Source organism: Mesorhizobium sp. P2_C7 (assembly GCF_056404515.1).
On record NZ_JBFUDW010000006.1, the window covers coordinates 337,503 to 360,990 of the forward strand.

A 23,488-nucleotide genomic window follows, 5' to 3' on the forward strand; every position below is an offset into this window, starting at 1 on the left:
TCAGCCTTTGACCGCCCCTCCCGTCAGTCCGGCAACGATGTATTTCTGGGCCGCGATGAAGAAGGCGACCGCAGGCAGAATGGTCAGGGATATGAAAGCCAGGGTGCGGTTCCACTCCGAGAGATATTCGCCTCGAAACTGCATCATTCCGAGTGGCCAGGTGAACAGTTCCCGCGAGTTGATGACGACGAGCGGCAGCAGGAAATTGTTCCAGCTCTGGACGAAGACGAACACCCCGACGGTCGCCAGAATCGGCGTCGAGAGGGGCAGCGTGAATTGCCAGAAGAACCTGACATATCCGCAGCCTTCGACATGTGCCGCCTCGAAGAGATCCTTCGGCAACTGTTCGAAGAACGTCTTGAACAGCATGATCGAAAGCGAAAGGCCAAAAGCGGTCTGGGGCAGGATAACGGCCCAGTAGCTGTCGAGCAGCCCGAGGTCGCGCACCTTGATGAACAGCGGCAGGATCGCGGTGGCGAACGGAAAGACAAGGCCCGCCAGCAGATAGGCTTGCATCATTCTCGACCCAAGAAAGCGGATCTGGGCGAAGACATAAGCCGCCGCCGCTGAGACGATCAGGGTCAAAAACACGGTCAACAGCGAGATGATCAGCGAGTTTCCCATGTAGCGCCAGAACGCCGGATCGCCCAGCATGGCCGCGTAGAACTCGAAGTCCCATTGTTGCGGGATGCCGAAAGGATTGACGCGGAGTTCGCCATTTGTCTTGAAACCGCCAAAGACGGCGACCGTCAACGGCCCCAGCACAAAACCGGTGAAGACCAGCAGGACGGCGGCTTTTCCAAGCGCTGGAAGAAATTTGAACGCATTCATGACCGGCTCCCTTTGCTTATCTGGCGTTGGTAGAGAACGGCGAAAGCGACAGCGGCGACGAACAGCATGACACCGACTGCACTTCCGAAGCCGATACGCGTCCGGGTGAGACCAAAAGTATAGAGATAGGTGACAATCGTATGCGTGGAGTTCGACGGGCCACCGTTGGTGAGCGGGATCACAACGTCGAAGAGTTGCAAGGAGCCGACGATCGAGAAAAACACCGACACACCGATGGCCGAGGCGATCATTGGCACCTGGACATGGCGCACGATAGCCCAGCGCCCGGCACCTTCCAGCCGTGCCGCCTCCAGCATTTCCTTCGGTACGCCTTGCAGCGCGGCGATATAGATCATCATGTGAAACCCGAAGTATTTCCAGACGACGACCAGCGTAATGGCCGCGAATGCCCAGTGGCGATCCGCGAGAATGAAAACGGGCTCCATTCCCAGCGCATGGAAGAGAGCGGCAGCCACCCCGGTGTTGCCGTCGAAGACGAAACTCCAGATCAGGCCCGAAGCCACCTCGGCCAGGATGAAGGGCAGAAAGAAGATGAGGCGAAACAGCGTATTGGCAGGGGTCTTCTCGTAGATCAGCAAGGCGAGGCCCAGCGCGATGGGTAGCTGAACGAAAACGGAGACCGCAAGCACGATCAGCGTATTGCGCACCGCTTGCCAGAAGACGGCATGGCCCAGGGCCTGCTTGAAATTGTTCAGACCTATGAAATCGGTCGGTGTGCCGTAGCCGTCCCACTTGAACAGGCTGTAGTACGCGGCGTCGAACAGAGGTAACGCCACAAACAATGTGAAAAGCACCAGCGCGGGCGGCAACATGAGAAGGAGGGCGCTGGTTTGGCTGGTGAAGCGCCTTCCACTACGCATGCTCGGAGCTAGTCCGGGCGCAGCAAGCTCGGTCATTTTCATCCTCCCTGGATGGATTGAAAGACCGGGCGCCTGGTTCGCGCCCGGCCGAAACCATCAGCGCATGGACCAGGCGTCCTGCACGGTCTTTGCCGCCGCCTCTGGCGTGACGACGCCTTGGGCCAGATCCGCGGCTACGTCGGTGACAGTGGCTCCGACATCGGATCCGAGCGCTTGATCGAGAAAGATCTGATGGAATTTGGAGGCGGCGAGCGCCTCGGACATTTTGCGGAAGAAGGGATTCGCAATGCTCTCCTCCACGCCCTTGGCGATGGGTATGAAGAGGCCCTGCGCGCCCGCCAGCTTCTGATTTTCGGTGTCGGTCATGTATTTCAGGAATTCGACCGCTTCCGGTGGTGCTCCGGTAATGACCGCATAACCGTTGATGCCCCCGAAGGTGTCGGTCGGCTGGCCGGCTCCACCTTGAACCGCGGGGAAGCGGATCGTGCCGAGCTTGTCGTCCGGGATGCCCTTGCCGCTGACCGAATTTTGCTTCTCGGTTCCGTACTCCCAATCCCCCATGAGATGAAACAGGGCCTTGCCGTCCCCGAACTGGCCCGTCGCCTGCTCGAAGGTGGTATCCATGAAACCCGGCTCGAAGGGTTTCAGATCGACGAGTTGCTTGAAGTCCTCGCCAGCTTTTACGAAGGGCGCCGAAGCGAAACCCTCGCCTTCGCCATCCATGGCCGCGGCCATTCCGTCCTTGCCGGCCTCGCGCACCCACAGATAGCCGTAGTAGAAGTGCAGTGGCCATTTGTCCTTGCCGCCAACCATGATCGGCGTGATGTCGGCAGCCTGTGCCTTCTTGACCGCTGCAAGAAAATCGTCCCAGGTCTTGATGCTTTCGGGATCGACACCTGCCTTCTTTGCGAGATCGAGATTGGTCCACAACACCACATCGCTCGCATTGACCGGCATGCCATAGACTTTTCCGTCGACAGTGAACGCCGACAAGCCGGCGCTCGCGATCGACGCCGACCAATCGCTGGTTACGGATGCGGAGATGTCCTGGAGAACGCCGGCTTTGGCCTGTTGCGCGAGGACGCCCCCCGCCCAACTGAAGATAAGGTCCGGCTTTTGATCCGACTGCAGCAGCGTTGTGAGCTTCTGCTTGTAGGCCTCGTTGGCAATATATTCGAAAGCAATATCAACACCTGGATGCGACTTCTCGAAGTCTGCGACCATTTTTTCGTGGTAGGCCTTTTCGGTGTTCGGTACCTCCGGCCGAAGAACGTGGACCGTCACGTCCGCGAACGCCGTAGAGGCAAAAAGCGTGGCCAAAAGCGATGCTGCGCCCAGCATGGGCAAGCCTGAAAATCTTTTCATTTCGGTTTCCTCCCTAGAGGGCGGACGCTCCGCCCGCCCTTGGTTTCAAAGAGTGAGCGTACTTATGGAAAAGGGGGCGAGGTTCAAAGTTGCCGACTCACGGCTGCCCCGGACCGTGATCGTCCTCTCGGTATCCTGCGCGTTCTGCACGACGAAGATTTCGCCGCCGTCGAGGTTCCGAAAAGCCAGGGTGTTTGCGGCCATCGGGCCACCAGTCCTCAATACGGCCGCGCCCGGTCGCACGAAGCCGGCGAAATGCTTCATTACATAGAACTCGGGGTTGAAAGTGGCGCTGCGCGTGACGGGATCGACCGTCACCATAGCGTTCTGACGCCAGCCCCAGGTGCTGACGCCTCCGGGCTCCAGCACCATATTCCAGTACAGGTAGGCCTCGGCCCCATTGCTCAGGTAATGCTGAACCAGGTCGAAGACATAGTGGGCGTGTTCCCAACTGTTAGTGCCGTCACCACATTCGTTCTCGGTCTGGATGATCGGCAGATCGGGAAAGGCCTGTCGCGTTCGCTGCACGCCGTCCTTGCCGGCCCACTGGAATCCCATCCCCTTGACGATGGCGGCGGCAACCGGATCCGACAGAATGGTGCCCGCCCAGGCATTGAAGTCGCCGCGTTCGATCGTGCCCGCCCAAATCTCGGCATCAAGGCCGGCAGATCTGAAAGCGGGTCCCAGATCGTCGCGGATGAAGTCGCGCATCTTCGCGCCGGTCCAAACGCAGGACGGAAATTTCTGATCCGAGTCTGGCTCGTTCTGGACGTGCACCGCATTGATCGGGATCCCCTCGTCCTCGTATGCCTTGACGAAGCGGACGAAGTAATTCGCATAGGCGTGGCGATGGCGCGATTCCCATACCAGCGTTCCGTGGTTGTGCGCCCGCGGGAACTTCATCCAGGTCGGCGGGCTCCACGGCGAGGCGAAGAGGTAGAAGTCGTCGCCCCGCACCGCGCGCGCGGCCCTGATGTAGGGGATCAAATATTGCTGGTCGCGCGCTATCGAAAAGGACGCCATGGCGAAGTCCCCCTCGGTTTCGTTGTGGCTGTACCAGCTCTCGGCGTAGTCGTTGGCACCGATCGGCAGCCGGCAATAGTTGAAGGCGCAGCCATCGGCGGAGAACAGGGCGCCCAGTACCTCGCCGCGCTCGTTTTCATCGAGATGCGAAAGAGCCTTCCACCCAAGCTCGTTGAAGCAACCGCCAAACCCCTTGAAGTCGGGGGTGACGACGCCATCCGCCCAAACGGACGGACTGTCCGACGCCTGGTGCGCGTCAACGCGGACCGTAGCCCATTGGGCGCTTGGCGAAGACGACCTCAGTTGTGGTGCCATACCTGCCTGTCCTCCGCGCACAGCTCCGCCGTCGGGGCAAACTGGAGGCGATGCTCCGTGCCCTCGCGGGAAAGAGGCGTGCGTTGCAATAATTGGCTGCTGTTGCCGCCCCTCGGCGCCAACAGTCGAGTAAAATCCGTCCGGAACCCCTCCCCGGGAGCGATCAGCCACATCGTTACGCGGCTTGATCTCGTCAGCCTTCATAGGGCATCATGCGCGCCAACGCAATACTTAATTCATAGAATGAAGTAAGTCATGAAACTCAAGGCGGATCAAAATACGACACGGGCGATGAATCGGCGCCTGATCCTCAACTGTCTGCGCCGGGAGGGTGATCTAAGCCGTGTCGAGATAGCCGCGATGACCGGGCTGAGCCCGGCTGCCGTGACCGGGGTCACGGCCGGATTGATCGACGAAGGCATCGTCGTGGAAGGCAAGAGCACCCAAAGCAGCGGCGGGCGACGGCCGACACCACTCAGCATCGACTATGCCAGACATTGGTCCATTGGATTCAAGCTGACGGAGGGCCGGCTGGAGGGCACGCTCACCGATCTTTCCACCCGGACGATAGGCACCTGCGAGCTGCCCCTTTCCGACCACGGCCCCGTGGCCGTCGCCCATGCAGTCAAGGATGGCGTGGCCATGCTTTTGCGTGATCGGCGCGAAGGTCGGCAGAAACTTGTCGGCATCGGCATGGCGATGCCGGGACTGGTCGACGTCGACCGTGGGATCTGTCTGGTCTCTCAGCGCCTGGGCTGGAGGGATGTGCCGATCGCGGAGATGATCGCGTCGCAGATCAGCGTACCCGTCTGGGTCGACAATGATGTCAACGCGTTCGCCATAGCCCAGCAGCTCTTCGGACACGGCCGGCGACGAAATTCTGTTCTGGTGTTGATCGTGGGCACGGGTGTCGGTGCGGCACTGATCTTCAATGGTCAGATCCATCGTGGGGCGCGTTTCGCTGCCGGCGAGATCGGTTTCCCTGTCGAGGACGGCGGTGGTTCGACCGCGACTCAGGACCGGTTGGACTGGGATCGGCGTCTCACCGAACCGGCCATGGTGAGCGCGTGGATGGAGATCCGCAAGCGCTCTCGCAGGGCGCCGGCGGAGCTGCAGCAGGCCTCCGAAGCCGGCGAAGGACTTGCGCTCGACTATCTGGGCGAAGTCGGCCGTGAGATCGGTCGTCGGCTCAGCGGTCTGATCGATCTCATCGACCCGGAAGTCGTTATCGTCGGCGGAGAAGCAGTCCGCTTTGGCCCAGCGCTCATCGACCCCCTCGTTGCCACCGTCAAGGAATCCTCATTCGCAACACCGCCGCCGATCGAGATTGACTGGGACAATAACGTCTGGTCGCGCGGTGCCTCGGCGCTCGCGATCCAGCAGTTCTTCGACTTCGAAAGCATCGCCGGGTTTGAGCGCGAGAGCGGAACCCGCCCAACCGGACACGAACCCTTCACCGCAAGGCGTAGGTAGCAAAACGCTTAGGCGTCAAGATGAACCATCTCTCGCGCTAAAGTTAACCTGCGGGATCGCCGCGCCGGTATCGGCAGCCTTTAAGGAACCAGCAGGATACGCCCCTTGATCCCCCCCTGTTCGAGCGCGGTATGGGCACGGGAAGCATCGGAGAGTGGCATCGTTGTCCATTTGGGCGTCTGCATAGCGTGTTGGGCAGCGAGGCGTGCCAGCGTTGCGATGGCGGCTTCAAGTGCCGTCCCGTCAAGGCTCTCTGATGAATAGCCAGTCAGCGATACCGGCCGGATCAGGTTCCAGAGATCGAACCGGACATCACTACCCCCTACCGCGCCAACAAGGGACATCGTCCCGCCAGGTTTCAGGGCGGAGACCGATGTTTCAAACACGGCTGCGCCCACCGTATCGAAAACACCGTCGAGGCTTTGCGGTTCGACCAGAGACAGTTCACCGGCCTTCGAAGCCAAGACCCGTTCGGCTCCCAGCGCGCGAACGTAATCGGCCTGCTCCGGCCGCGAGACGAGGCCCAGCACATGTGAGCCGAGCGCACTGGCAAGCGAAACCGCCGCCGAGCCCACGCCGCCTGCCGCGCCGGTGACCATGACGTGCCGTCCATCGAGCGGCCCGAGGCGTTGCAAGCCCTCGTGGGCGGTGACGCCGGCTAGCCCAATCGCCGCAATAGCCAGCGGATCGGTGCCGGCGGGTAGTTGAGCTGCCGCACTGGCATCGACCGTCACGAACTCGGCATAACCCCCTGGCCGATCGGCCCGGACCCCGCCGAGGCCCTGCATCATCGTGATGACCTGCTGGCCAACAAGTGCACGACCCGCGGAAGACCCCGCCTCAACCACCTCGCCGACGACTTCCACGCCCGGCACGTATGGAAAAGGCTCTGGCTTGCGGATAGGCCAGTTGCCCGCCCTTATCTTGAGGTCGGTGTGATTGACCGCGGCGGCGATGGTCCTGATCCTGATCTCCGAGGCGCGCAGCGAAAGGACCGGAACGGTCTTCCACTCAAGGACCTCCGGACCGCCGTAGCGGCTTATGACGATCGATCGCATTTCGCTTTGCATGACAGGCGGTTCTCAGGTTCAGCCTTCATCCAGCCAAGCATCGAAGTATTCGTGTTCCTGCGTTGGATGGACCCGGACACCCTTGAGGGCTGGGACCCAGTGCTTGTACAGCTTTCGCCAGTAAGGCTGGATCAGAATCCCGGCATCCTGCAGCATAGCTTCGATGTCCTTCATCAGAGCCTTGCGCTTCTCGGCATCGGGAATGGCAAGTGCGGCATTGAGCTTGGTGTCGAATTCGGGATTTGACCAAGCAGTTTCGTTCCAGGCCTCGCCCGTCCGATATGCGACGGCAAGGACCTGGACGCCGAGTGGCCGCATGTTCCAGGTCGTCATCGAAAACGGGTACTTCGTCCAATCATTCCAAAAGGTTGATCCCGGCAGGACGGTGCGCTTGATCTTGATCTTCGCTTCACGCAACTGAGCGGCGATAGCGTCGCCCGAATTCCGGTGAAAGTCCTCGTCGGCCGTGATGAGCTCGAACTCGAAGTCCGCGCGGCCGGCCTCCTGAAGCAACCGGCCGGCCTTGTCGATGTCACGCCCGACCACGGGTAGCTCTACGTACTCGGGATGAATTGGAGAGACATGGTGGTTGTGCGCCACATCGCCGGCGCCGCTATAGCCAAGATCAAGCACAACCTTGTTATCCACGGCCAACTGCAGTGCGGTGCGCACCCGCTGATCGTCAAAGGGTTTGTTGGCGACATTCATCCGGGCCAACAATGTGCCCGCGGTCGCCGCCTCACCTTTTACCAGCCCAAGTCCATCCAAGGCTGCCACCTGGTCTACCGGCGATTCGTAATTCGTGTGGATCTCGTTGGCTTCGAACGCTCCCAAGGTTGCGTTCGGGTCGGACCCGTAGTCAATGAACTCGATGCCATCGAGGTGCGGTTCCCCGCCCCACCACTTTCCATTTGTACGACGTTTCAAAACGACGCGGACGCCAACATCGTAGGAAACCAACTCGAACGGTCCGGTTCCGATTGGGCATGCGCTAAAAGTCGCGCCTTTTTCGTCGAAGCTTTTGTGAACCAGCAGGGCCGGATAGTCGGCCAGAGTAGGAATGAACGTAATGTCCGGCTGTTGAAGTGTGATCCGCAGGGTCATGTCATCGATGCGTTCGATGGCCGTCTCGCGCAACTTGCCGGTTGATTGATCGATGAGCGTGCCCATCCGCCCGGCCATGGAGTTGCCGGCAGCATCCCGCTCACACCAACGTCGCAGATTGAAGACAACATCATCGACCGTAAACGGGTCGCCATTGTTCCAGGTGGCGCCGTGCCTGCAATGGAGGACAAACTGCGTCGCATTGTCGTTGACCTCCCAGGATTCGAGCAGGCGGCCTTCGAAAGTGTAGTCGGCGGTATACTTGACGAGCGGCTCGAGCRTCTGGCGTTCAGCATTGGCAATCTCCGACCAGTCCGCTGTCCGCGGGTCCTTCGGGTCCTTGACGAACATCGCTACCTTCAGGGTCCCACCGCGCTTGGGCTCCGCCGCCATTGCCGGCATCAACGACGCACCGATAAGCCCGTAAGCCATCGGCGCCGATGCGCCGAACGCACTAGCCAGTGCCAGGAATTCGCGACGATCCAGCTGGCCATTCCGACAGGATGCCGCCGAGGCGTAGACGTGTTCAGGAACCTTGTCGGAATTGCTTGTAAACATTGGCATTTTGCTTCCTTAGAGCGACAGTTCCGCGCGCGAACGGTCATGCGGGATTTTCAGACCGAACCGGCCGCCACACTTCCATATGAAACGTATTCGCGATAAGTGGGCGCAAGAGAGCAACACTTGAAACGAAATGTATTGAAATGGACCGTTTCGCCGGCATGACCGTCTTCGTTAAGGCTGTGGACCTCGGCTCCTTTTCAGCGGCGGCGGAAGCCATGTCGACCTCGCCGCAGCTCGTCGGAAAATACGTTCGCGCGTTGGAGGACCATCTTGGTGTCCGCCTTCTAAACCGAACCACACGCCGGCAAAGCCTAACGGACTTCGGCCGTGGCTATTATGAGCGAGCCAAGCACATCCTCGCTGAAGTTGAGATGGCAGAGGGGTTAGCCGAGGAAACAAAGTCGGTTCCAACCGGCAGGCTGAGGATAAACGCACCGGTCAGCTTCGGCATCCGCAGCCTAAGTCCTCGTCTGCCGGAATACCTGAAGGCCCATCCGCTTGTTTCCGTGGAATTGACGCTTTCCAATCGAGCGGTCGATGTTATCGACGAGGGATACGATGCGGTCTTTCGCACCGGCGAACTTGGCGATAGCGGGCTCATCGCCAGACCTTTGGCTCCCTACCGACTGGTTCTGTGCGCCTCTCCCGCGTACCTTGAGACACATCCAGCCATCGGGCACCCTCTCGATCTCCAACAGCATGAGTGTCTAGGGTTTTCCTTCACCGAGTTGAGGACGCACTGGACGTTCGACGGCCCGGACGGAAGGGTTGTGGTTCCCGTATCTGGCCGTGTGATGGCCGATCACGGCGAACCCCTGCTATGCGCGGCTGTGGCGGGGATAGGTGTCTTGCTACAACCGAGCGAAATCGTGAGTGAGGCCCTGGCAAGTGGCGATCTCGTCGGGATTTTGCCGGACTATCGCCCGCCGACCCGGCCGCTCAATGTGATCTACGCTCCCGATCGCCGCATAACCGCCAAGCTTCGGAGTTTTTTGGATTTCGCCGTAGCCAAATTTGGACGGTAGCGCCGCGATTGCTAGACCTGCACAAGGCAGCGACGCGAATTCGAGCGATTTTGTTGTAGGTCAGCAATCATTGGCGCGGTTTATCCCGCCCTGTCTCAACCGTACATCTGTCTGTATCGCCGCTGCCGCGGCTGCAGCCAGATTGGGACGTTTGTTATGAGCAGCACCGCCGCCTCTTTCATGGCCAGGTTCGTTGAATTCATCAACTCGGCGGATGAAAAGCTGGCGAACCAGCTCGTCTCGCAGAATGCCATCTTCTATGTCCCCGGTAGGCCAGAGCCGGTGACCGGACCTGCCGGCTACATGGCGACAATCGCAATGATGCGAGGAGGCTTTTCCGACATCCAATGGACGTTGGAGGAAGCGATCACCGAGGAGAACAGGATCGCGGCCCGCTTCACGATGAACGGTACCCATACCGGACCATTCATGGGCGTGCCGCCAACTCGCAAGACGATCCACATCCAGGCACTGAACATTTATCACCTTGAGAACGGCAGGATCGTCAAGGAATACGGGCAGCCCGATCTCCTCGGCCTCCTGATGCAACTAGGCGCGTTTCCCTCCTAGCTTCAGGGCGGGCCATAGGCAGGCTGCGTTTCGATGAATCGTTGGCTGTCGTCGGACCGCCGGGATAGACGCCACGCCCAACAGTGTGGGACAAGCTCCTTGGCGTTAACCACACCGGTATAGGCTTTGCCTCCCGAGAGGGTTGCCGCAGAGGACTAGCATTTGGGCGCCTTCCTCACATTCTGCCCGACAAGCAAGCACGCCGGCGCTTGTCCCGGCTGCTACCGGCGGATTTCCTGGCCCGAAACAAGCAAGTGACACGATCGTCGATCGTGCCTCAATCCTGCTGACTGTCTATTCCGCCTTCTCGGCGGGTGTTATCACCGGAATCTGACACCGTCTTTCCTGGTCGGACATCAGCCTCCTGATCTCTCTTTGCATGCTGTTGCTCGGCGTTGGGCTGGCAATCGTCGCCACCGCCGGCGGGATTGCCGGCATACCAAAGGCCGACCGTCTGGCGCTCTTGTCTTGCGGTTCGACCAAGAGCCTCGCCATCGGCTTGCCGATGGCCGGCATTCTCGTCCACGCCGACCAGATACCGCTCGTCGTGCTGCCGTTGATGTTGTTTCACCTGATTCAACTGTCCGTGCTGGCAGTCGTCTCCCAACGCAATTGAAAGTCAGTGGTCGGAAAAAAGTTTTGGGCATGCGGCGGCGCGCCGCGCTCGCAGGGCATGGAAACATTCGGTCGGAAATTCCTGCTGGAGTTCACGCGAACCGCCTTTATTGTGATCACAAATGCCATCAGATTCTGATGAATCCCGGGCTGAACGCGTTCGAATCGATATAAAGCCACGCCACACTTAGGCCATCATTCTGCCCATGCAAGGGATTCAACACCATGTTATTGCTGGATTTTACGGAATTTCCTGGAATGCTGACCCCTGGGCCACCTTCGAATTCGCACAGCTTGCAATGCGATAAGCGGCACTATAAATGTGATCACGAATTGACGCAAACCGCCGTGTGTCCGGGCAGCATAGGTGCATCCTCAAGACATTGAATTGCGCGTTGCGGTCAATTTTGAATTGGCGGGGGCCGTCAACGTAAGATGGGACAAAATGACAGCGCGCCTGACGGACAAGCACAAGATCGCGATCGACGCCATAGAACGGCGCGACGTCACCAGACTGAAGCTAGCGATCGAGGCTGACATCCTCGACGGCATGGATCTGCTTGGGAAATCTATCTTCACACAGGCGGCAGATGGCCCGCCGTCCATAGGCAGGTCGCGGCGCCGGGCTGCCGCCGCCGGCGTCTACGCTTGACCACATCAAAGGAGAACCCCCATGGCATCCTCAATTTCCGTCGAAGCATCCTCGAACAACAGGTCGGTGCGGGCCGCGCTCGATGAGCTCCTGACCGCCGAGAACAAAAGATATAGCGATCGACGTCCTCTCTCCTCAGCCAGAGCCTCGCGCAATTCGACTGGTGGTTTCACGGGTGGAGTACCGCTCCACTGGATGCGGGACTGGCCCCAGCCCTTCCCGATGGTCATCGATACTGCCCGGGGCAACCGCTTACGGGACGTAGATGGCAACGAACTCGTGGATTTCTGCCTCGGCGACACCGGTGCAATGTTCGGCCACGCCCCGGCTCCCGTCATGCAGGCTCTGCGCCGACAGGAGGACCGTGGGCTAACCTACATGCTGCCGTCAGCGGATGTCGAACGGGTCGGCGAGCTTCTCATCGAACGCTTCGGCCTGCCTTGTTGGCAGATGGCCGTGACAGCGAGCGACGCCAACCGCTTCGCTCTGCGCGCCGCTCGTGCGGCAACCGGACGTAAGCGCATTCTCGTCTTTGACGGATGCTACCATGGAACTGCCGAGGACACGTTGGTCGACCTCGTCGATGGCAGGACTGTAGCCCGGCGAAGTCTGGTCGGACAGGTGCAGGACCCCAGCCAGACCACGGTGATGATTGCCTTTAACGACCGAGCGGCTTTGGAAGCTGAACTGTCCAAGAACGACATTGCCTGTATCATCGCAGAGCCGGTCATGACGAATTGCGGCATGATCCTTCCCGAGCCCGGATTCTGGGACTTCCTGCGCCAGGCCACCCGCAAGGTCGAGACTCTGCTGCTGCTCGACGAGACCCATACCATCTCCACCGGCCCAGGGGGCTACGGCCGCGCCTACCATCTCGAGCCGGATCTCCTCGTGGTTGGAAAGCCGGTGGCCGGCGGGGTTCCCGCGGCTGTTTGGGGCATGACGCAGGCGGTGAACAACCGTCTGTTCGCTGCACGCTCCGAATCCGATCACGGCCATTCCGGCATAGGGACAACGCTGGCGGGAAGCGCCATGCAGCTTGCCTGCGTGCGCGCCACGCTCGAAGACCTGATGACGCCAGAAAACTACGAAAAGATGCTTTCAGGCGCGAAGCGTCTGGAAGCGGGCATAAAGGATTTCATAGCAAAGCACGGCCTTGCCTGGCACACGGCGCGGGTCGGCGCACGGCTTGAGATTGTTTTCAGCCCTTCCCCCGTCATCAATGCCGCCGAGGCGCGCGCTGCATCGGATCCGACCCTGGAACGCTTCCTGCATGTCGCGCTCCTTAATCGCGGATTCCTGCTCACGCCCTTCCACAACATGATGCTGGTCGGTCCCGACACGACCGAAGCGGACACGACTGCCTTCCTCGCCGCTTTTGGGAACGTTTTGGACCTGTTGCCCTTGGAGGCAGAATGATGAGAAAGATTGCGGCTCCCGCAACGCCGACCGCGCCGGGAGCGCGTGCTTCGGCGGAAGAATTGCGAGACTTCCTGAAGGCTCATCCCGAGATAGAGGCTTTCGATCTCATGCTGATCGATCCCAACGGGATCGCGCGCGGCAAGTCGGTCCGGCGCCACGAAGTCCAAGCAATTTGGGAGAACGGACGCAACCTGCCAGGATCTATCCTGGGACTGGACGTGACAGGCGAGGACGTCGATGAAACCGGTCTTGTCTGGTCGGACGGCGACGCCGACCGGTGTGGCTGGCCGCTCCCGCTCTCGCTTGCGCCATCCCCCTGGACCGATCCACCAAGGGGGCAGTTCCGGGTCGCGCTTCACGAGATGGATGGACGACCCGTCTGGGCCGATCCCCGCCATGTGCTTCAACGCCAGATCGATGCACTTGCGGCGCTCGGCTTGAGATCCATTGCCGCTTTCGAGCTGGAATTCTACTTGATTGACGCGAACAGGGAGTCGGTCAGGCCGCGGCCGGCTCGCCTTCCGCTGACCGGCACCCGCCCCTTCGGGACCAACGTGTACTGCGTAGAGGAACTCGATCGGCTGGAGCCATTTAGCCGCGATCTCTACCGGGCAGCAGCCAAACAAGGCCTCCCCGTCGAGACATTGATCTCGGAATATGCACCGGGCCAGTTCGAACTGACACTGCACCATGCCGACGTCATGCAGGCAGCGGAAAACCTCGTCGCGCTGAAGCATCTTCTGCGCGGCGTGGCGCGCCGACACGACATGCAGGCCTGCTTTATGGCGAAGCCCTTCGCCGACCGCGCTGGATCGGGCATGCACATGCATGCGAGCTTTTGCGACTGCGATGGCCGCAATCTTTTCGCCGATCGCGACGGCGAACTGTCATCGGCATTGCTTTCGGCGGTTGGCGGCCTGCTCGACTCGATCTCCGACAGCATGCTGGTCATGGCGCCGCATCACAATTCCTGGCGTCGCTTCTCCGCCCAGAGCTACGCACCCACGAGTCCCAACTGGGGGATCAACAATCGCGGGGTTGCAATCCGCGTGCCCGCCGGCTCACCAGCCGGTCGACATCTGGAGCAGCGCCTGGCCGGAGTCGATGCCAATCCTTTCCTGGTTGCCGCCGTAACCCTTGCCGCGATGAAGCGCGGCCTGGAGAATGAAAGAGATCCTGGGCCGCCGGCCGAAGGCAACGGTTCCGCCGTCGGAGACGCACCTTCCCTGCCCCGCAATTGGACAGACGCAATCGATGCCGCGTACCGCTCCGATTTCCTGAAGGACGCGCTTGGAGAGACGATGCATCACGTGTTTCTGGCCGTTAAGCGCTCTGAGGCCGCCCGCTTCGCGGCTTACGTCTCCCCACTCGACTATCAACTCTACCTTGAAGCCATATGATGTCGCTGATAGCACCAGATCTCGTCGGCCCGGACATCCGGCTCTACTGCCGGGCGCACGGGGCGGAAGCCGGTCGAGATCACCTGCACTGGCTCAACGCCATTCGCCGAGGAAGGCGTAAGGCCGGTCGCCCCTGCGCTCGAGCGCTTTCCAATGCTTTCCATACGCGCGACCCGATCCTGAACGGCCGTCGGTTTCGGATCAGCCCTTGCGCTCCTGAAGGCTGTTGCCGCCGTCGACCACCAGCAGGGCGCCGTTGACGTAGCTCGCACCTTCCGATGCCAGGAACACCACCGCTGCGGCAACCTCGTCCGGTCGCCCGGCCCGCGCCGGTGGCGTGTGCAGGGCAGCTTGCCGCTCCATTGCGCTCGACGAACCGGTTTCGATCCAGCCGGGGGCTACGGCATTGACTGTCACGCCGCTTTTTGCCACTTCGAGCGCCAGCGTGCGCGTCAGGCCAACCATGCCGGCCTTGGCGGCGGAATAGGCTGATGTTCCTTCGAAAGACACCAGCGGCCCGGTAACCGACGCCACATTGACGATGCGCCCATAGCCTGCCTCCACCATCGCCGGCAGAAACGCGCGGGTGGCCAGGAACGCGGACTTAAGGCTGACGTCGATCCCTTGGTCCCAGTCGGCCTCGGTCATGGCGAGAAACGCCTTGTCGGCCGACGGCGATGCCAGTGAGCCCATGCCGGCATTGTTGACCAGGATATCGACCGCGCCGACATCAGCCCGCAGCCGCGCGACTTCGGCAGCGATGGTGAGATCGGCGACCGCAGCAGCCGCATCGATGCCTTCGGCGCAAAGCGCGGCGGCGCGATCGCGCACACGCGCGCTGGCACCGGTCAGGAAAACGGCATGACCGGCATGGCCGAGTTGCCACGCAATGGCAAAGCCGATGCCGTCGGCCGCACCCGCCCCGGTGATCAGCGCACGCTTTGTTGTAGAAGAAGGTATGGTCAAATCAGACTCCGCTGGTTGCGCCGTCGCGGTCTTACCACGGAGATTGGGCGACGGTGGTGCGAAGATTTCGCTCTGCAACATCCCGTGCCGCTTTGCGTTCTCGAAATGCCGAAGCCGGCCGCTCAGGGCTGTCCACTCTGCTGCCGGAAACTTTCGCCTCAGACTTCATCCGACCAGGATGAGATCCCGACCTTTGTTCCTCGTCCAACGCCTGTGTAGCGTTCTAGATGCCGATTGCGCAGCCGTCCTTGCGTGGGTCTGAACCGCCCTGCAGCGTTCCGTTCATCCAGTCGATCATGATCGCTTGGGCGCCCCCGATCGGCTCTTCCGCCGGGACGATGCGGAATCCGCGACAGGCCAGTTCCTCCTGAACCGCGACTGGAAGCGTGCTCTCGACCTCCACGTCCATCGTGCCAGGAATTGGAAAGACGCGGGGCAGATCGATAGCTTGCTGAAGGTCGAGGCCAAAATCCAGAACTTTCGACAGGAAGTGCGCGTGACCCATGGCCTGATAAGCGCCACCCATCACGCCGAAAGGCATGACAACGCGCCCATCCTTCACCAGCATGCCTGGAATGATAGTGTGCAGCGGGCGCTTGCCTGGTTCGACAACGTTGGGGTGCTTGGGATCCAGCGAAAAACTTATACCACGATTGTTGAGCATCACGCCCGAGCGCGCCGCGACGATGCCCGAGCCAAAACCATAATAGATCGAGTTGATGAAACTGACAGCGTTGCGATCCTTGTCGACGACGGAAATATAGACAGTGTCGCGATGCACCGGCATGTCGAATGACGGAAGATCCGCGCGCGCGCGGCGAAGATCAATCATTCCCGCAAGACGATCCGCCGTCGCGTCGGAAAGCAGTTGCTCGACCGGCACCGCCACCTTCGCCGGATCGGCGAGCAAAGCGTCGCGCGCCGCATAAGCTAGTCGCGTCGCCTCGATCTCGATGTGCAGCCGATCCGCGGATTGAGGGTCACCCTTGGCCTCGAAGCGCGACAGGATATTGAGGATCATGAGCGCTATGACGCCCTGGCCATTTGGCGGACATTCGTAGACGTCGTGGCCGCGGAAACCTGTCTTTATTGGCGTCACATATTCGCCCCTGGCGCCCATAAAATCATCGAGTGTGTGCAAACCGCCCAAGCTTTGCAGTCGAGAAACCATGTCATCGGCGACCTCACCCATGTAGAAAGCGTCGCGTCCGCCGCTCGCGATCTTGCGTAGTGTTGCGGCCAATGCGGGTTGCCGGTGCACTTCGCCGATCCTCGGCGCCCGCCCCCCAGGCAGAAAGATGCTTTTTGCGGCAGAATCGGCCGAAAGCAGCACCGCCTCCTGTCCCCAGTCGAAATGCACGCGTGGGGAGATGGCGTAGCCGCTTTCGGCGAACTCGATCGCAGGAGCGAAAAGCTGGCCCAGCGGAAATTTTCCATGATCGGCGTTGAGCTGTGTCCAGGCGTCAACCGCACCGGGAACCGTTACCGCGTGCGGTGAGTGACGCTCGATTTCCGTGATGCCCTGAGATGCATACCAATCGGCTGTTGCGGCCGCAGGGGCACGGCCGGAACCGTTGTAGGCGATGATCTCGCTGGACCCTGCTTTCGACATCAGGACGAAACAATCCCCGCCAATACCGGTCGACCCCGGTTCGACCACGCACTGTACGGCGCTGGCGGCGATGGCCGCATCGAGTGCGTTGCCGCCCGCCTCCAGAATCCGAACGGCTGCAAGCGTGGCCGACGGATGGGACGTCGCAGCCATGCCATGCCGTGCGACCACGACCGAACGGTTTGGTTTCTCGAAATCCCTCATATGCGAAAAAACTCCCTAAAACGAACTCTGTGACGGCTAGCCAATCACGCCGGACTGGTCGCAAGGCCCGATGCAGGGCGCAGATGCCGTGACAGATTGTATTCGAGCCGGCCCAGCGTCCGGGTGATGATGAAATTGAGGATCAGGTAGATAGCGCCGGCGCAGACGAAAACTTCCATGGCCCGGTAGGTTTGCGAGATGATGCCCTGGGCGATGCCGGTGATTTCCATCAGCGTAACGATGGACGCAAGTGACGTTCCCTTGACCATCAAAATGATTTCGTTGCCATAGCTTGGCAAAGCCTGGCGCAGTGCGATCGGCAGGACGATGCGGCGCAGCGTCATGAGGCGCGTCATGCCAAAGGCCTGCGCCGCCTCAATCTGGCCGGACGGCACCGACTGCATGGCGCCGCGGAGGATTTCACTGCCATAGGCCGCGGTGTTGAGGGTCAGCGCCAGGATGGCGCACCAGTAAGGTTCGCGGAAAAGGCCCCACAGACCGAGTTCCTGCAATGTCGGCCGAAACTGGCCAAGGCCGTAGTAAATCAGGAATATCTGGACCAACAGGGGCGTGCCGCGAAACACAGCGACGAAACCCTTGATCGGCCAGTCAATCAAAGGCTGACGGAGGCGCTGGGCCAGCGCCAAGGCCAAGGCGAGGATGGCGCCAAGCAGGATAGACGTGCCGGCAAGCTCAAGCGTCAGCGGCAGGCCGGCAAGCAGCTTTGGCAATATTTCAGCGAAAAAGGCGAAATCCATCACACCCTCCGAATGCCGCGCAGCGCGCGACGTTCAGCGCGCTTGAACAGCAACCCGGTCGCTGAGGCGATGGCCAGGTAGAGCGCGGCGGCAGCCGTGTAGAAGAGAAACGGCTCGCGAGTCGAACCGGCCCCGATCTGTGCCTGACGCATCAGTTCGACAAGCCCGATTACCGAAATCAGCGCTGAATCCTTGAGCACCAGTTGCCACACATTCCCCAGCCCCGGTATGGCGTGGCGCATAAGCTGGGGCACGATCACCCGGCGCAACATGAGCGCAGGCGGCATGCCATAGGCGCGCGCTGCTTCGATCTGGCCGCGGTCGATGGCGATATAGGCACCGCGAAATACCTCCGCCTGATAGGCACCCGAAATTATGCCGATTGCCGTCGTGCCGGTGGCGAAAGCGGGTAATCCGAGGAAGCCCTGGGCGCCAAACCAATGGCCGACCGCAGTCAGCGCCATGCTACCGCCGAAATACAGGAGATAGATGGTCAAGAGGTCGGGAACGCCCCTGAATACCGTGGAATAGGCATCGGCGAGCAGGCCGAGGGAGCGCGACCCGCTGACCCGGGCCGCGGCTGCCACGGCGCCGATCACAGAGCCGACCATAAATCCGGCGACCGAAAGCAGCAGCGTTATGAGAGCAGCGCTGAGCAGGGCGCCCGCCCAGCCGCCGTCGCCAAACCCTAGCAGACGAACGCCATCCAGCATCGGCTAGTTCGCTCTGCGGGAAGGGATGCTCATTTGGGCGGCGTGACGTCGGTTTTCAGCCATTTCAGCGAAAGCTTCTTGATGGTGCCGTCGGCAATGGCTTCGTCGATCGCCTTGTTGAGCATGGCCTTGAGCACCGTATCCTGCTTGCGCAGCCCTGCCCCGGTGCCCCGTCCGAAAACCCCGCCGAGAAAGCCGGGACCGGCGACCGTGTAGCCTGAGAATTCCGGCTTGGCCAACGTTGCCGCCAAAGCGGTCTGCTGTGCAAACAGGGCATCCACACGGCCGGCCGCGAGATCGAGGTCGTGCTGTTCCGTGGTTTTGTACTCGCGGATATCGACGGTGCCGTCGAAGTACTTTTTCAGGAATTCCAGGTTCGCCGTCGCGGCCTGGACGCCGACGATCTTGCCGGAGATCATCGGTTTGATCTTGTCGATCGCCGCCTTGGCGGGTGCCGCGTCTTCCAGTTTTATCTTCTCGGTCGAACCGGCCAACGCAGCGAGCGGACTGTTCTTCGCCACGGCGAATCCGGAAGGATCGATGGCATAGGGTTGAGTGAAGTCGATGACTTCAAGTCGTTTGTCGGTGATGAACATGCTTGCCATGATGACGTCGAACTTGCCGACCGTCAGCGCCGGGATGAGCCCGTCCCAGTCCTGCGTAATGATGGTGCATTCGACTTTCATACGCTCACAGAGATTGCGCGCGAGCTCGACCTCCATGCCATCGGGCTTTCCATCAGCAGTGGTAAAGTTCCAGGGCGCATAGGCGCCCTCCGTCGCTATGGTGATTTTCTTTGGCGCATCCTCGGCCGAAGCCGACAAAGCGGCAGCTAAGCTCAATGCGGCCGCAAGACATGCAATGGGTAATAATTTCATGGTTCTGTTCCCCTTTTTTCGGCCCTGCGAGGGCACTTTGTAGAACTCGAATATCTAGCCCGACTGCCTCAACGTCGGCTCGGGCTCGCGAACTCAGCCAGCAGCGGCGCCGTGGAGAGAATGTGGCTGCGCATCACGGCTTCGGCGGCTTCGGCATCGCCGCCACGTAGCGAATCGATCACGGCCAAATGCTCCTCCGCGGCGCTGAGCGGCTTTTCGACATAGTCGAACCAGATGCGAAGATAGGGTTCGATGGTCACATGCAGTGACGCGATTTGCCGAATAAGCTTCGGGCGGCCGCTGAGATTGCAGATGTAGCCGTGAAATTCCTGGTGCCTTGTCACCCAATCGGCTCCGCCGGCAGCCCCACTGCGCTCCATACGGGCCAACAAGCGCTCGAGTTCGGCAATGGTTTCGGCATTCATCCGAGGCATTGCCAGGCGAACGGCAAGCCCTTCCAGTACCGAGCGAATCTCAAACGTCTCGTAGATTTCGTCCAGCGTCAGACCAGCGACGATACAGCCACGGTTTGGGCGGATCACCACCAGCCCTTCGACTGCCAGACGCTGGAATGCCTCCCGCACAGGCATCCGGCTCATACCGATCTCGGCCGCGATCTCTTCGGGGATGAGCCGGTCGCCTGCACGGTAACGCCCGAGGCGTATCGCAGATTGCAGATGCAGGAAAGCTTCCTGCTCCGCGGTGGCCGGAGTCTGGGGGTGGGGAACTGCCGAATGGCTCATCGAGGGGATCTTTTTTCGCCGAAATTTCCGATCAACCCAAAATTGGATTTTTGTATCCACGAATACAGAAGAGATTTCTCGCGCAGTCAAGGCAAATCGGCGAGAGGTCATGGGGCTGTCGTGGAAGGCATCAGCGTGCCAGCCGGGCCGCGCGACGTGAACGTCGGGTTGTCGTCCGCGCCGCAGACCACAAGACTGTGCGTGGTCGTATGCGCAAATCCACGTCGAAGACTGAAAAACGCGCCGCACTTTGCGCGGTGAGTTCGCTGCCCGGCAATCACGCCGATCGTTGGCTCAAGGATTTCGAGAGGATTTCGAGGCGATCGACATGCGCGAGGAGGTGCTCCCGCTGATCTCCAAGGAGGATGCAAGCAAGCGGCTAGCGCTTTGAAGCCTGTCGAAAATGGCACGGCTGACGCGCTTCAGCTACGCCGCCGACGGACCTTTGCCTGTCCGTTAGATCTGTGCTTCCCAGAGTTCGATGAAGACATGGTCGGCATTACCGGCCAAGGCAAGGGCGGTTCCGAAATAGACCGCGTCTCCCAGCGCGCGGTGCGCTCCAGCGGGCACTTCGAGTGTTGCGCGGGTAAGGCCCTTGTAACTGCCATCCGGGCTGCAGCACCATCTTGCCGGCATTCGTAACGAACACTGGCGTGCCGTCATCAAGTTCAAGACAATAGCGCGCTTCGATCAGATAGGAGCCGTCGGGAAGGCCAAGCGCGAAATCCGCGCCGCCTGGCAGGATGTGGGCCGTCCAGCCGTCGCCCCGCGCCTCGCCGCCGACAATGGGAAACATGGCGCGCGTGGTGCCCTGGGTGGTGGCAAATTCAAGGGCCGGCCCAATGTCGGCACGGATCACACAAGCCTTGCGCAACTTCGGCGGGCCGAGCGTTTCGGCCGCGCCCAGGGTCGTCATGTCAAACAGATCAATCTCAGGCTTCATGGGTGATCCGTCCGTCGCAAACTGTAATCCTGATGCCGAGTGCTGCGATCTCGTCGGGTGGCGTCGCCTCGATATCGCCCGACAGCAGCACGAGGTCCGCCAGCATTCCGGGGCGCAGCGTACCCGTCCTGTCTTCCATATGGCCGGCATAGGCCCCGTTGCAGGTGAAGGCTGCCAGCACCTGCCGCAATGCGAGCCGTTGATCCGGCWGGCCCTCGATATGCGGCTTGCGCGTCAGTGCCGTCTGGATGCCAAGCAGAGGATCGATCGGCACGATCGGCCAGTCGGAGGAGAATGCAATCGTCGCGCCGGCCTCGGCGAGCATCCGCCAGGCATAGGCATGGCGCGCGCGATCAGCGCCGATGCTGCGGCTCGCAGGGGTCTCGCCCACCGGCGCGTGCAGCGGCTGAAACGAGGCAATCACCCCCAATTCGGCAAAGCGCGGGATATCCGTGGGATTAATCATCTCGATATGCTCGATGCGATGGCGGCTGTCGCGCGAACCGTTGGCAGCACGCGCCGCCTCATAACCGTCAAGGGCAATCCGCACGGCCGCATCCCCGATCGCATGGGCGGTGATCTGCATGCCGCGCCGGTCGATTTCAACGGCGGCCTCGGCAAAGCTCGCGGCATCGAAAATCGGTTCACCCTTGAGGCCCGGACGGTCGGCATAATCCGCCAACATAGCTGCCGTGCCGCTTTCGATGACGCCGTCGACAAAGATCTTCACCCGGCCAGCGCAAAGCGTATCGCCGGTGAAATCGGCGGTCATCGCCGAGGCGCGATCGAGCTCGGAGAGCGCCATTTCGCGCGTCAGGTGGAACGGCACGGATGTGCGGGCCAGCAGATCGCCATCGTTCTCGATATCGCGGAGCAGTTCCATCAGATGGCGATTGCCGTCCATATTGTGGATTGAGGTGATGCCCTTGGAGGCGACGAAGCGCATGCCAGCCTTGAGCACGTCCATGTCCTCGCGCCATTCGGCCGGAGTTGGGGTTTCCGGCGGCTCGATGCCTGACATGCCCAGCATCTCGCGCCCACCTGAAGTGCGCAGATCCAGGACCGGAAGCAGGGCGAACTTTTCGCGTAGTTCGCCCGTGGCAAGGCCGTCTGAGCCCATCACCACCTCATTGCCAACCGGCAGATCACGTCCCCCGAGAAGGCCTGCAGCCTCCAAGGCCGGGGTGTTGGCGAAAAGCGTATGGAAATCGTAAGCCATGACCGCCAGCGGCCGGTCAGGACACATCGCATCGAGTTGATGACGGTTGAGCCGCGTGCCGCGACCGAGGATTTCGTAATCCGCCCCTTGTGCGAACAGAAGCCCCTCGGCCGGACGGGCAGCGGCAAACCTTTCGACAGTCGACTTCATGGCATCAAAACCCTTGATCTCGCCTAACTGCAGCAGGGTCTGGCCATAGGCCCCCGAGAAGATGTGCACGTGGCTTTCGACGAAACCCGGCATCAGCGTGGTGCCGCCCGCATCGATGACGCGGGTATCCGGGCTGGCGTGGACACGGACGCTGTCTTCATCACCAATGGCCAGGATGCAGTTGCCGGCTACGGCCAGCGCCTGCGCGTGCGGCCTGTCCGCATCCATCGTCAGGACACGCGCGTTGATGAAGATCAGCGAGGCGTTCATTCAGGCGGTCCTCTTGCGGATGGGAGTCTTTATGCTGCTGTCGTCAAACAGCAGGTGGACGAGCGGCAGGATGCGCGCCCTCAGGATGGATTCGTGCTGCACAAGGCTCTGCGCCTCGTCGGTGATGAGGTGGATAAAGGAGGGCATCCAGACGTCGTGAAACAGCCGCGCCACAAAATCTGGTGAAAATGCGGTTCCCGCGCGCAGATTTAATTCGAGGCTTGCGAAAAATTCGGCCACGACATCGATCAGAGCTTCCGAAATGCCCCAGTACTGCACCGCCAGCTCCGTCTCGGGATGGCGGATGGGTGCGGATTCCGCGTAGCGCCACACCCTCTTGTCCGCGATCTCAAGGGTGCGGCTCGATACCCTGAGAAACAGGTCTACGATGAGCGTTCCTAGATCCGTTCCATCCCGCCAATGCAGGTGCCGGTCGCGCTCCCGCGCCTCGTGGGTGCCTTCGCTGATCAGGGCGATCAAGACGCCGTCTTTAGAGCCAAAGTAATTGAAGACTGTGGGCGAAGAGATGCCTGCGGCGGCAGCGATGTCGGCAATCGTCGTCGCATCGATTCCCTGTTGGGCGAACAGCGTCCTGGCCGCGGCGATGATCTCGTCGCGCCTCTTGGCTTTCTTGCGGCTGCGCAGCCCCGACTCTGCCTGTGTCATGTCCCTTGATAGACCAGGCATCAGCTTTTCACAATCAAATATTTGTGTCGATAAAA

Annotated in this window: 21 protein-coding genes and 1 pseudogene; 7 read left to right on the top strand and 15 right to left on the bottom strand. The window is 60.9% G+C overall.

Features of this window, described 5'->3' with window-relative positions; translation table 11 throughout:
* Genes AC1D2G_RS15550 through AC1D2G_RS15565 form a run of 4 tightly spaced genes read right to left on the bottom strand, consistent with a single transcriptional unit; the run spans window position 1 to window position 4,619 of the window.
* On the bottom strand, window positions 1-831 hold the full coding sequence (locus AC1D2G_RS15550) for a carbohydrate ABC transporter permease (protein WP_477415030.1): 831 nt from the start codon (window positions 829-831) through the stop codon (window positions 1-3).
* The gene (locus AC1D2G_RS15555) at window positions 828-1,748 is read right to left on the bottom strand and encodes a carbohydrate ABC transporter permease (RefSeq protein WP_477415032.1); all 921 of its coding nucleotides are present in this window, start codon (window positions 1,746-1,748) and stop codon (window positions 828-830) included. The genes AC1D2G_RS15550 and AC1D2G_RS15555 overlap by 4 nt, the downstream gene beginning before the upstream one ends.
* A gap of 60 nt (window positions 1,749-1,808) precedes the next feature.
* A complete protein-coding gene (locus AC1D2G_RS15560; RefSeq protein ID WP_477415034.1) occupies window positions 1,809-3,077 on the bottom strand; it encodes an ABC transporter substrate-binding protein in 1,269 nt (422 codons plus the stop codon).
* Window positions 3,078-3,122: 45 nt separating this feature from the next.
* Entirely contained in the window at window positions 3,123-4,619 is a 1,497-nt protein-coding gene (locus tag AC1D2G_RS15565; protein ID WP_477415036.1) for a glycoside hydrolase family 30 protein, read from the bottom strand.
* Between the two features lie 51 nt (window positions 4,620-4,670).
* Here AC1D2G_RS15565 and AC1D2G_RS15570 point away from each other — a divergent pair, with 51 nt between their 5' ends.
* A complete protein-coding gene (locus AC1D2G_RS15570; protein ID WP_477415038.1) occupies window positions 4,671-5,888 on the top strand; it encodes an ROK family transcriptional regulator in 1,218 nt (405 codons plus the stop codon).
* 80 nt (window positions 5,889-5,968) lie between these two features.
* On the opposite strand, the gene AC1D2G_RS15575 is transcribed toward AC1D2G_RS15570, so the two are convergent.
* The gene (locus tag AC1D2G_RS15575; protein WP_477415040.1) at window positions 5,969-6,958 is read right to left on the bottom strand and encodes a quinone oxidoreductase family protein; all 990 of its coding nucleotides are present in this window, start codon (window positions 6,956-6,958) and stop codon (window positions 5,969-5,971) included.
* 18 nt (window positions 6,959-6,976) lie between these two features.
* Complete coding sequence (locus tag AC1D2G_RS15580; protein ID WP_477415042.1) at window positions 6,977-8,626, bottom strand: ABC transporter substrate-binding protein; 1,650 nt, start codon at window positions 8,624-8,626, stop codon at window positions 6,977-6,979.
* A gap of 140 nt (window positions 8,627-8,766) precedes the next feature.
* Here AC1D2G_RS15580 and AC1D2G_RS15585 point away from each other — a divergent pair, with 140 nt between their 5' ends.
* The 6 genes and pseudogenes from AC1D2G_RS15585 to AC1D2G_RS15610 all read left to right on the top strand — a co-directional run bounded on the left by AC1D2G_RS15585 (window position 8,767) and on the right by AC1D2G_RS15610 (window position 14,310).
* A complete protein-coding gene (locus AC1D2G_RS15585) occupies window positions 8,767-9,651 on the top strand; it encodes a LysR family transcriptional regulator (RefSeq protein ID WP_477415044.1) in 885 nt (294 codons plus the stop codon).
* A 156-nt stretch (window positions 9,652-9,807) separates the two neighbouring features.
* A complete protein-coding gene (locus AC1D2G_RS15590; protein ID WP_477415046.1) occupies window positions 9,808-10,221 on the top strand; it encodes an ester cyclase in 414 nt (137 codons plus the stop codon).
* A 349-nt stretch (window positions 10,222-10,570) separates the two neighbouring features.
* Window positions 10,571-10,837 (top strand): annotated as a pseudogene (locus AC1D2G_RS15595) (bile acid:sodium symporter); the annotation flags it as partial.
* A gap of 444 nt (window positions 10,838-11,281) precedes the next feature.
* Window positions 11,282-11,488, top strand: a complete 207-nt coding sequence (locus tag AC1D2G_RS15600; RefSeq protein WP_477415048.1) for a hypothetical protein — start codon at window positions 11,282-11,284, stop codon at window positions 11,486-11,488.
* A gap of 21 nt (window positions 11,489-11,509) precedes the next feature.
* Window positions 11,510-12,907, top strand: a complete 1,398-nt coding sequence (locus AC1D2G_RS15605) for a transaminase (RefSeq protein ID WP_477415050.1) — start codon at window positions 11,510-11,512, stop codon at window positions 12,905-12,907.
* A 110-nt stretch (window positions 12,908-13,017) separates the two neighbouring features.
* Complete coding sequence (locus tag AC1D2G_RS15610) at window positions 13,018-14,310, top strand: glutamine synthetase family protein (RefSeq protein WP_477415051.1); 1,293 nt, start codon at window positions 13,018-13,020, stop codon at window positions 14,308-14,310.
* A gap of 201 nt (window positions 14,311-14,511) precedes the next feature.
* Here the strand turns inward: AC1D2G_RS15610 and AC1D2G_RS15615 are convergent, their stop codons facing one another.
* The 9 genes from AC1D2G_RS15615 to AC1D2G_RS15655 form a co-directional block, all read right to left on the bottom strand.
* Window positions 14,512-15,276, bottom strand: a complete 765-nt coding sequence (locus AC1D2G_RS15615) for an SDR family oxidoreductase (protein ID WP_477415053.1) — start codon at window positions 15,274-15,276, stop codon at window positions 14,512-14,514.
* A gap of 223 nt (window positions 15,277-15,499) precedes the next feature.
* The gene (gene ggt, locus AC1D2G_RS15620) at window positions 15,500-17,092 is read right to left on the bottom strand and encodes a gamma-glutamyltransferase (RefSeq protein WP_477415055.1); all 1,593 of its coding nucleotides are present in this window, start codon (window positions 17,090-17,092) and stop codon (window positions 15,500-15,502) included.
* Between the two features lie 44 nt (window positions 17,093-17,136).
* On the bottom strand, window positions 17,137-17,850 hold the full coding sequence (locus AC1D2G_RS15625; RefSeq protein ID WP_477272455.1) for an ABC transporter permease: 714 nt from the start codon (window positions 17,848-17,850) through the stop codon (window positions 17,137-17,139).
* Window positions 17,850-18,563, bottom strand: coding sequence for an ABC transporter permease (locus AC1D2G_RS15630; protein ID WP_477415057.1), 714 nt, complete (start codon window positions 18,561-18,563; stop codon window positions 17,850-17,852). The genes AC1D2G_RS15625 and AC1D2G_RS15630 overlap by 1 nt, the downstream gene beginning before the upstream one ends.
* Before the next feature lie 29 nt (window positions 18,564-18,592).
* Window positions 18,593-19,441, bottom strand: a complete 849-nt coding sequence (locus tag AC1D2G_RS15635; RefSeq protein ID WP_477415059.1) for a transporter substrate-binding domain-containing protein — start codon at window positions 19,439-19,441, stop codon at window positions 18,593-18,595.
* Window positions 19,442-19,509: 68 nt separating this feature from the next.
* The gene (locus tag AC1D2G_RS15640; protein WP_477415061.1) at window positions 19,510-20,295 is read right to left on the bottom strand and encodes a GntR family transcriptional regulator; all 786 of its coding nucleotides are present in this window, start codon (window positions 20,293-20,295) and stop codon (window positions 19,510-19,512) included.
* A gap of 388 nt (window positions 20,296-20,683) precedes the next feature.
* Window positions 20,684-21,127, bottom strand: coding sequence for a DUF3237 family protein (locus AC1D2G_RS15645; protein ID WP_477415063.1), 444 nt, complete (start codon window positions 21,125-21,127; stop codon window positions 20,684-20,686).
* Window positions 21,117-22,766 carry an amidohydrolase gene (locus AC1D2G_RS15650; protein ID WP_477415065.1) on the bottom strand — a complete coding sequence of 550 codons (1,650 nt, stop codon included), beginning with the start codon at window positions 22,764-22,766 and terminating at the stop codon, window positions 21,117-21,119. The genes AC1D2G_RS15645 and AC1D2G_RS15650 overlap by 11 nt, the downstream gene beginning before the upstream one ends.
* Window positions 22,767-23,432: a TetR/AcrR family transcriptional regulator gene (locus tag AC1D2G_RS15655; protein ID WP_477415067.1), complete on the bottom strand. Its 666-nt coding sequence runs from the start codon at window positions 23,430-23,432 to the stop codon at window positions 22,767-22,769. It abuts the gene before it with no gap.
* Window positions 23,433-23,488: the final 56 nt, after the last annotated feature.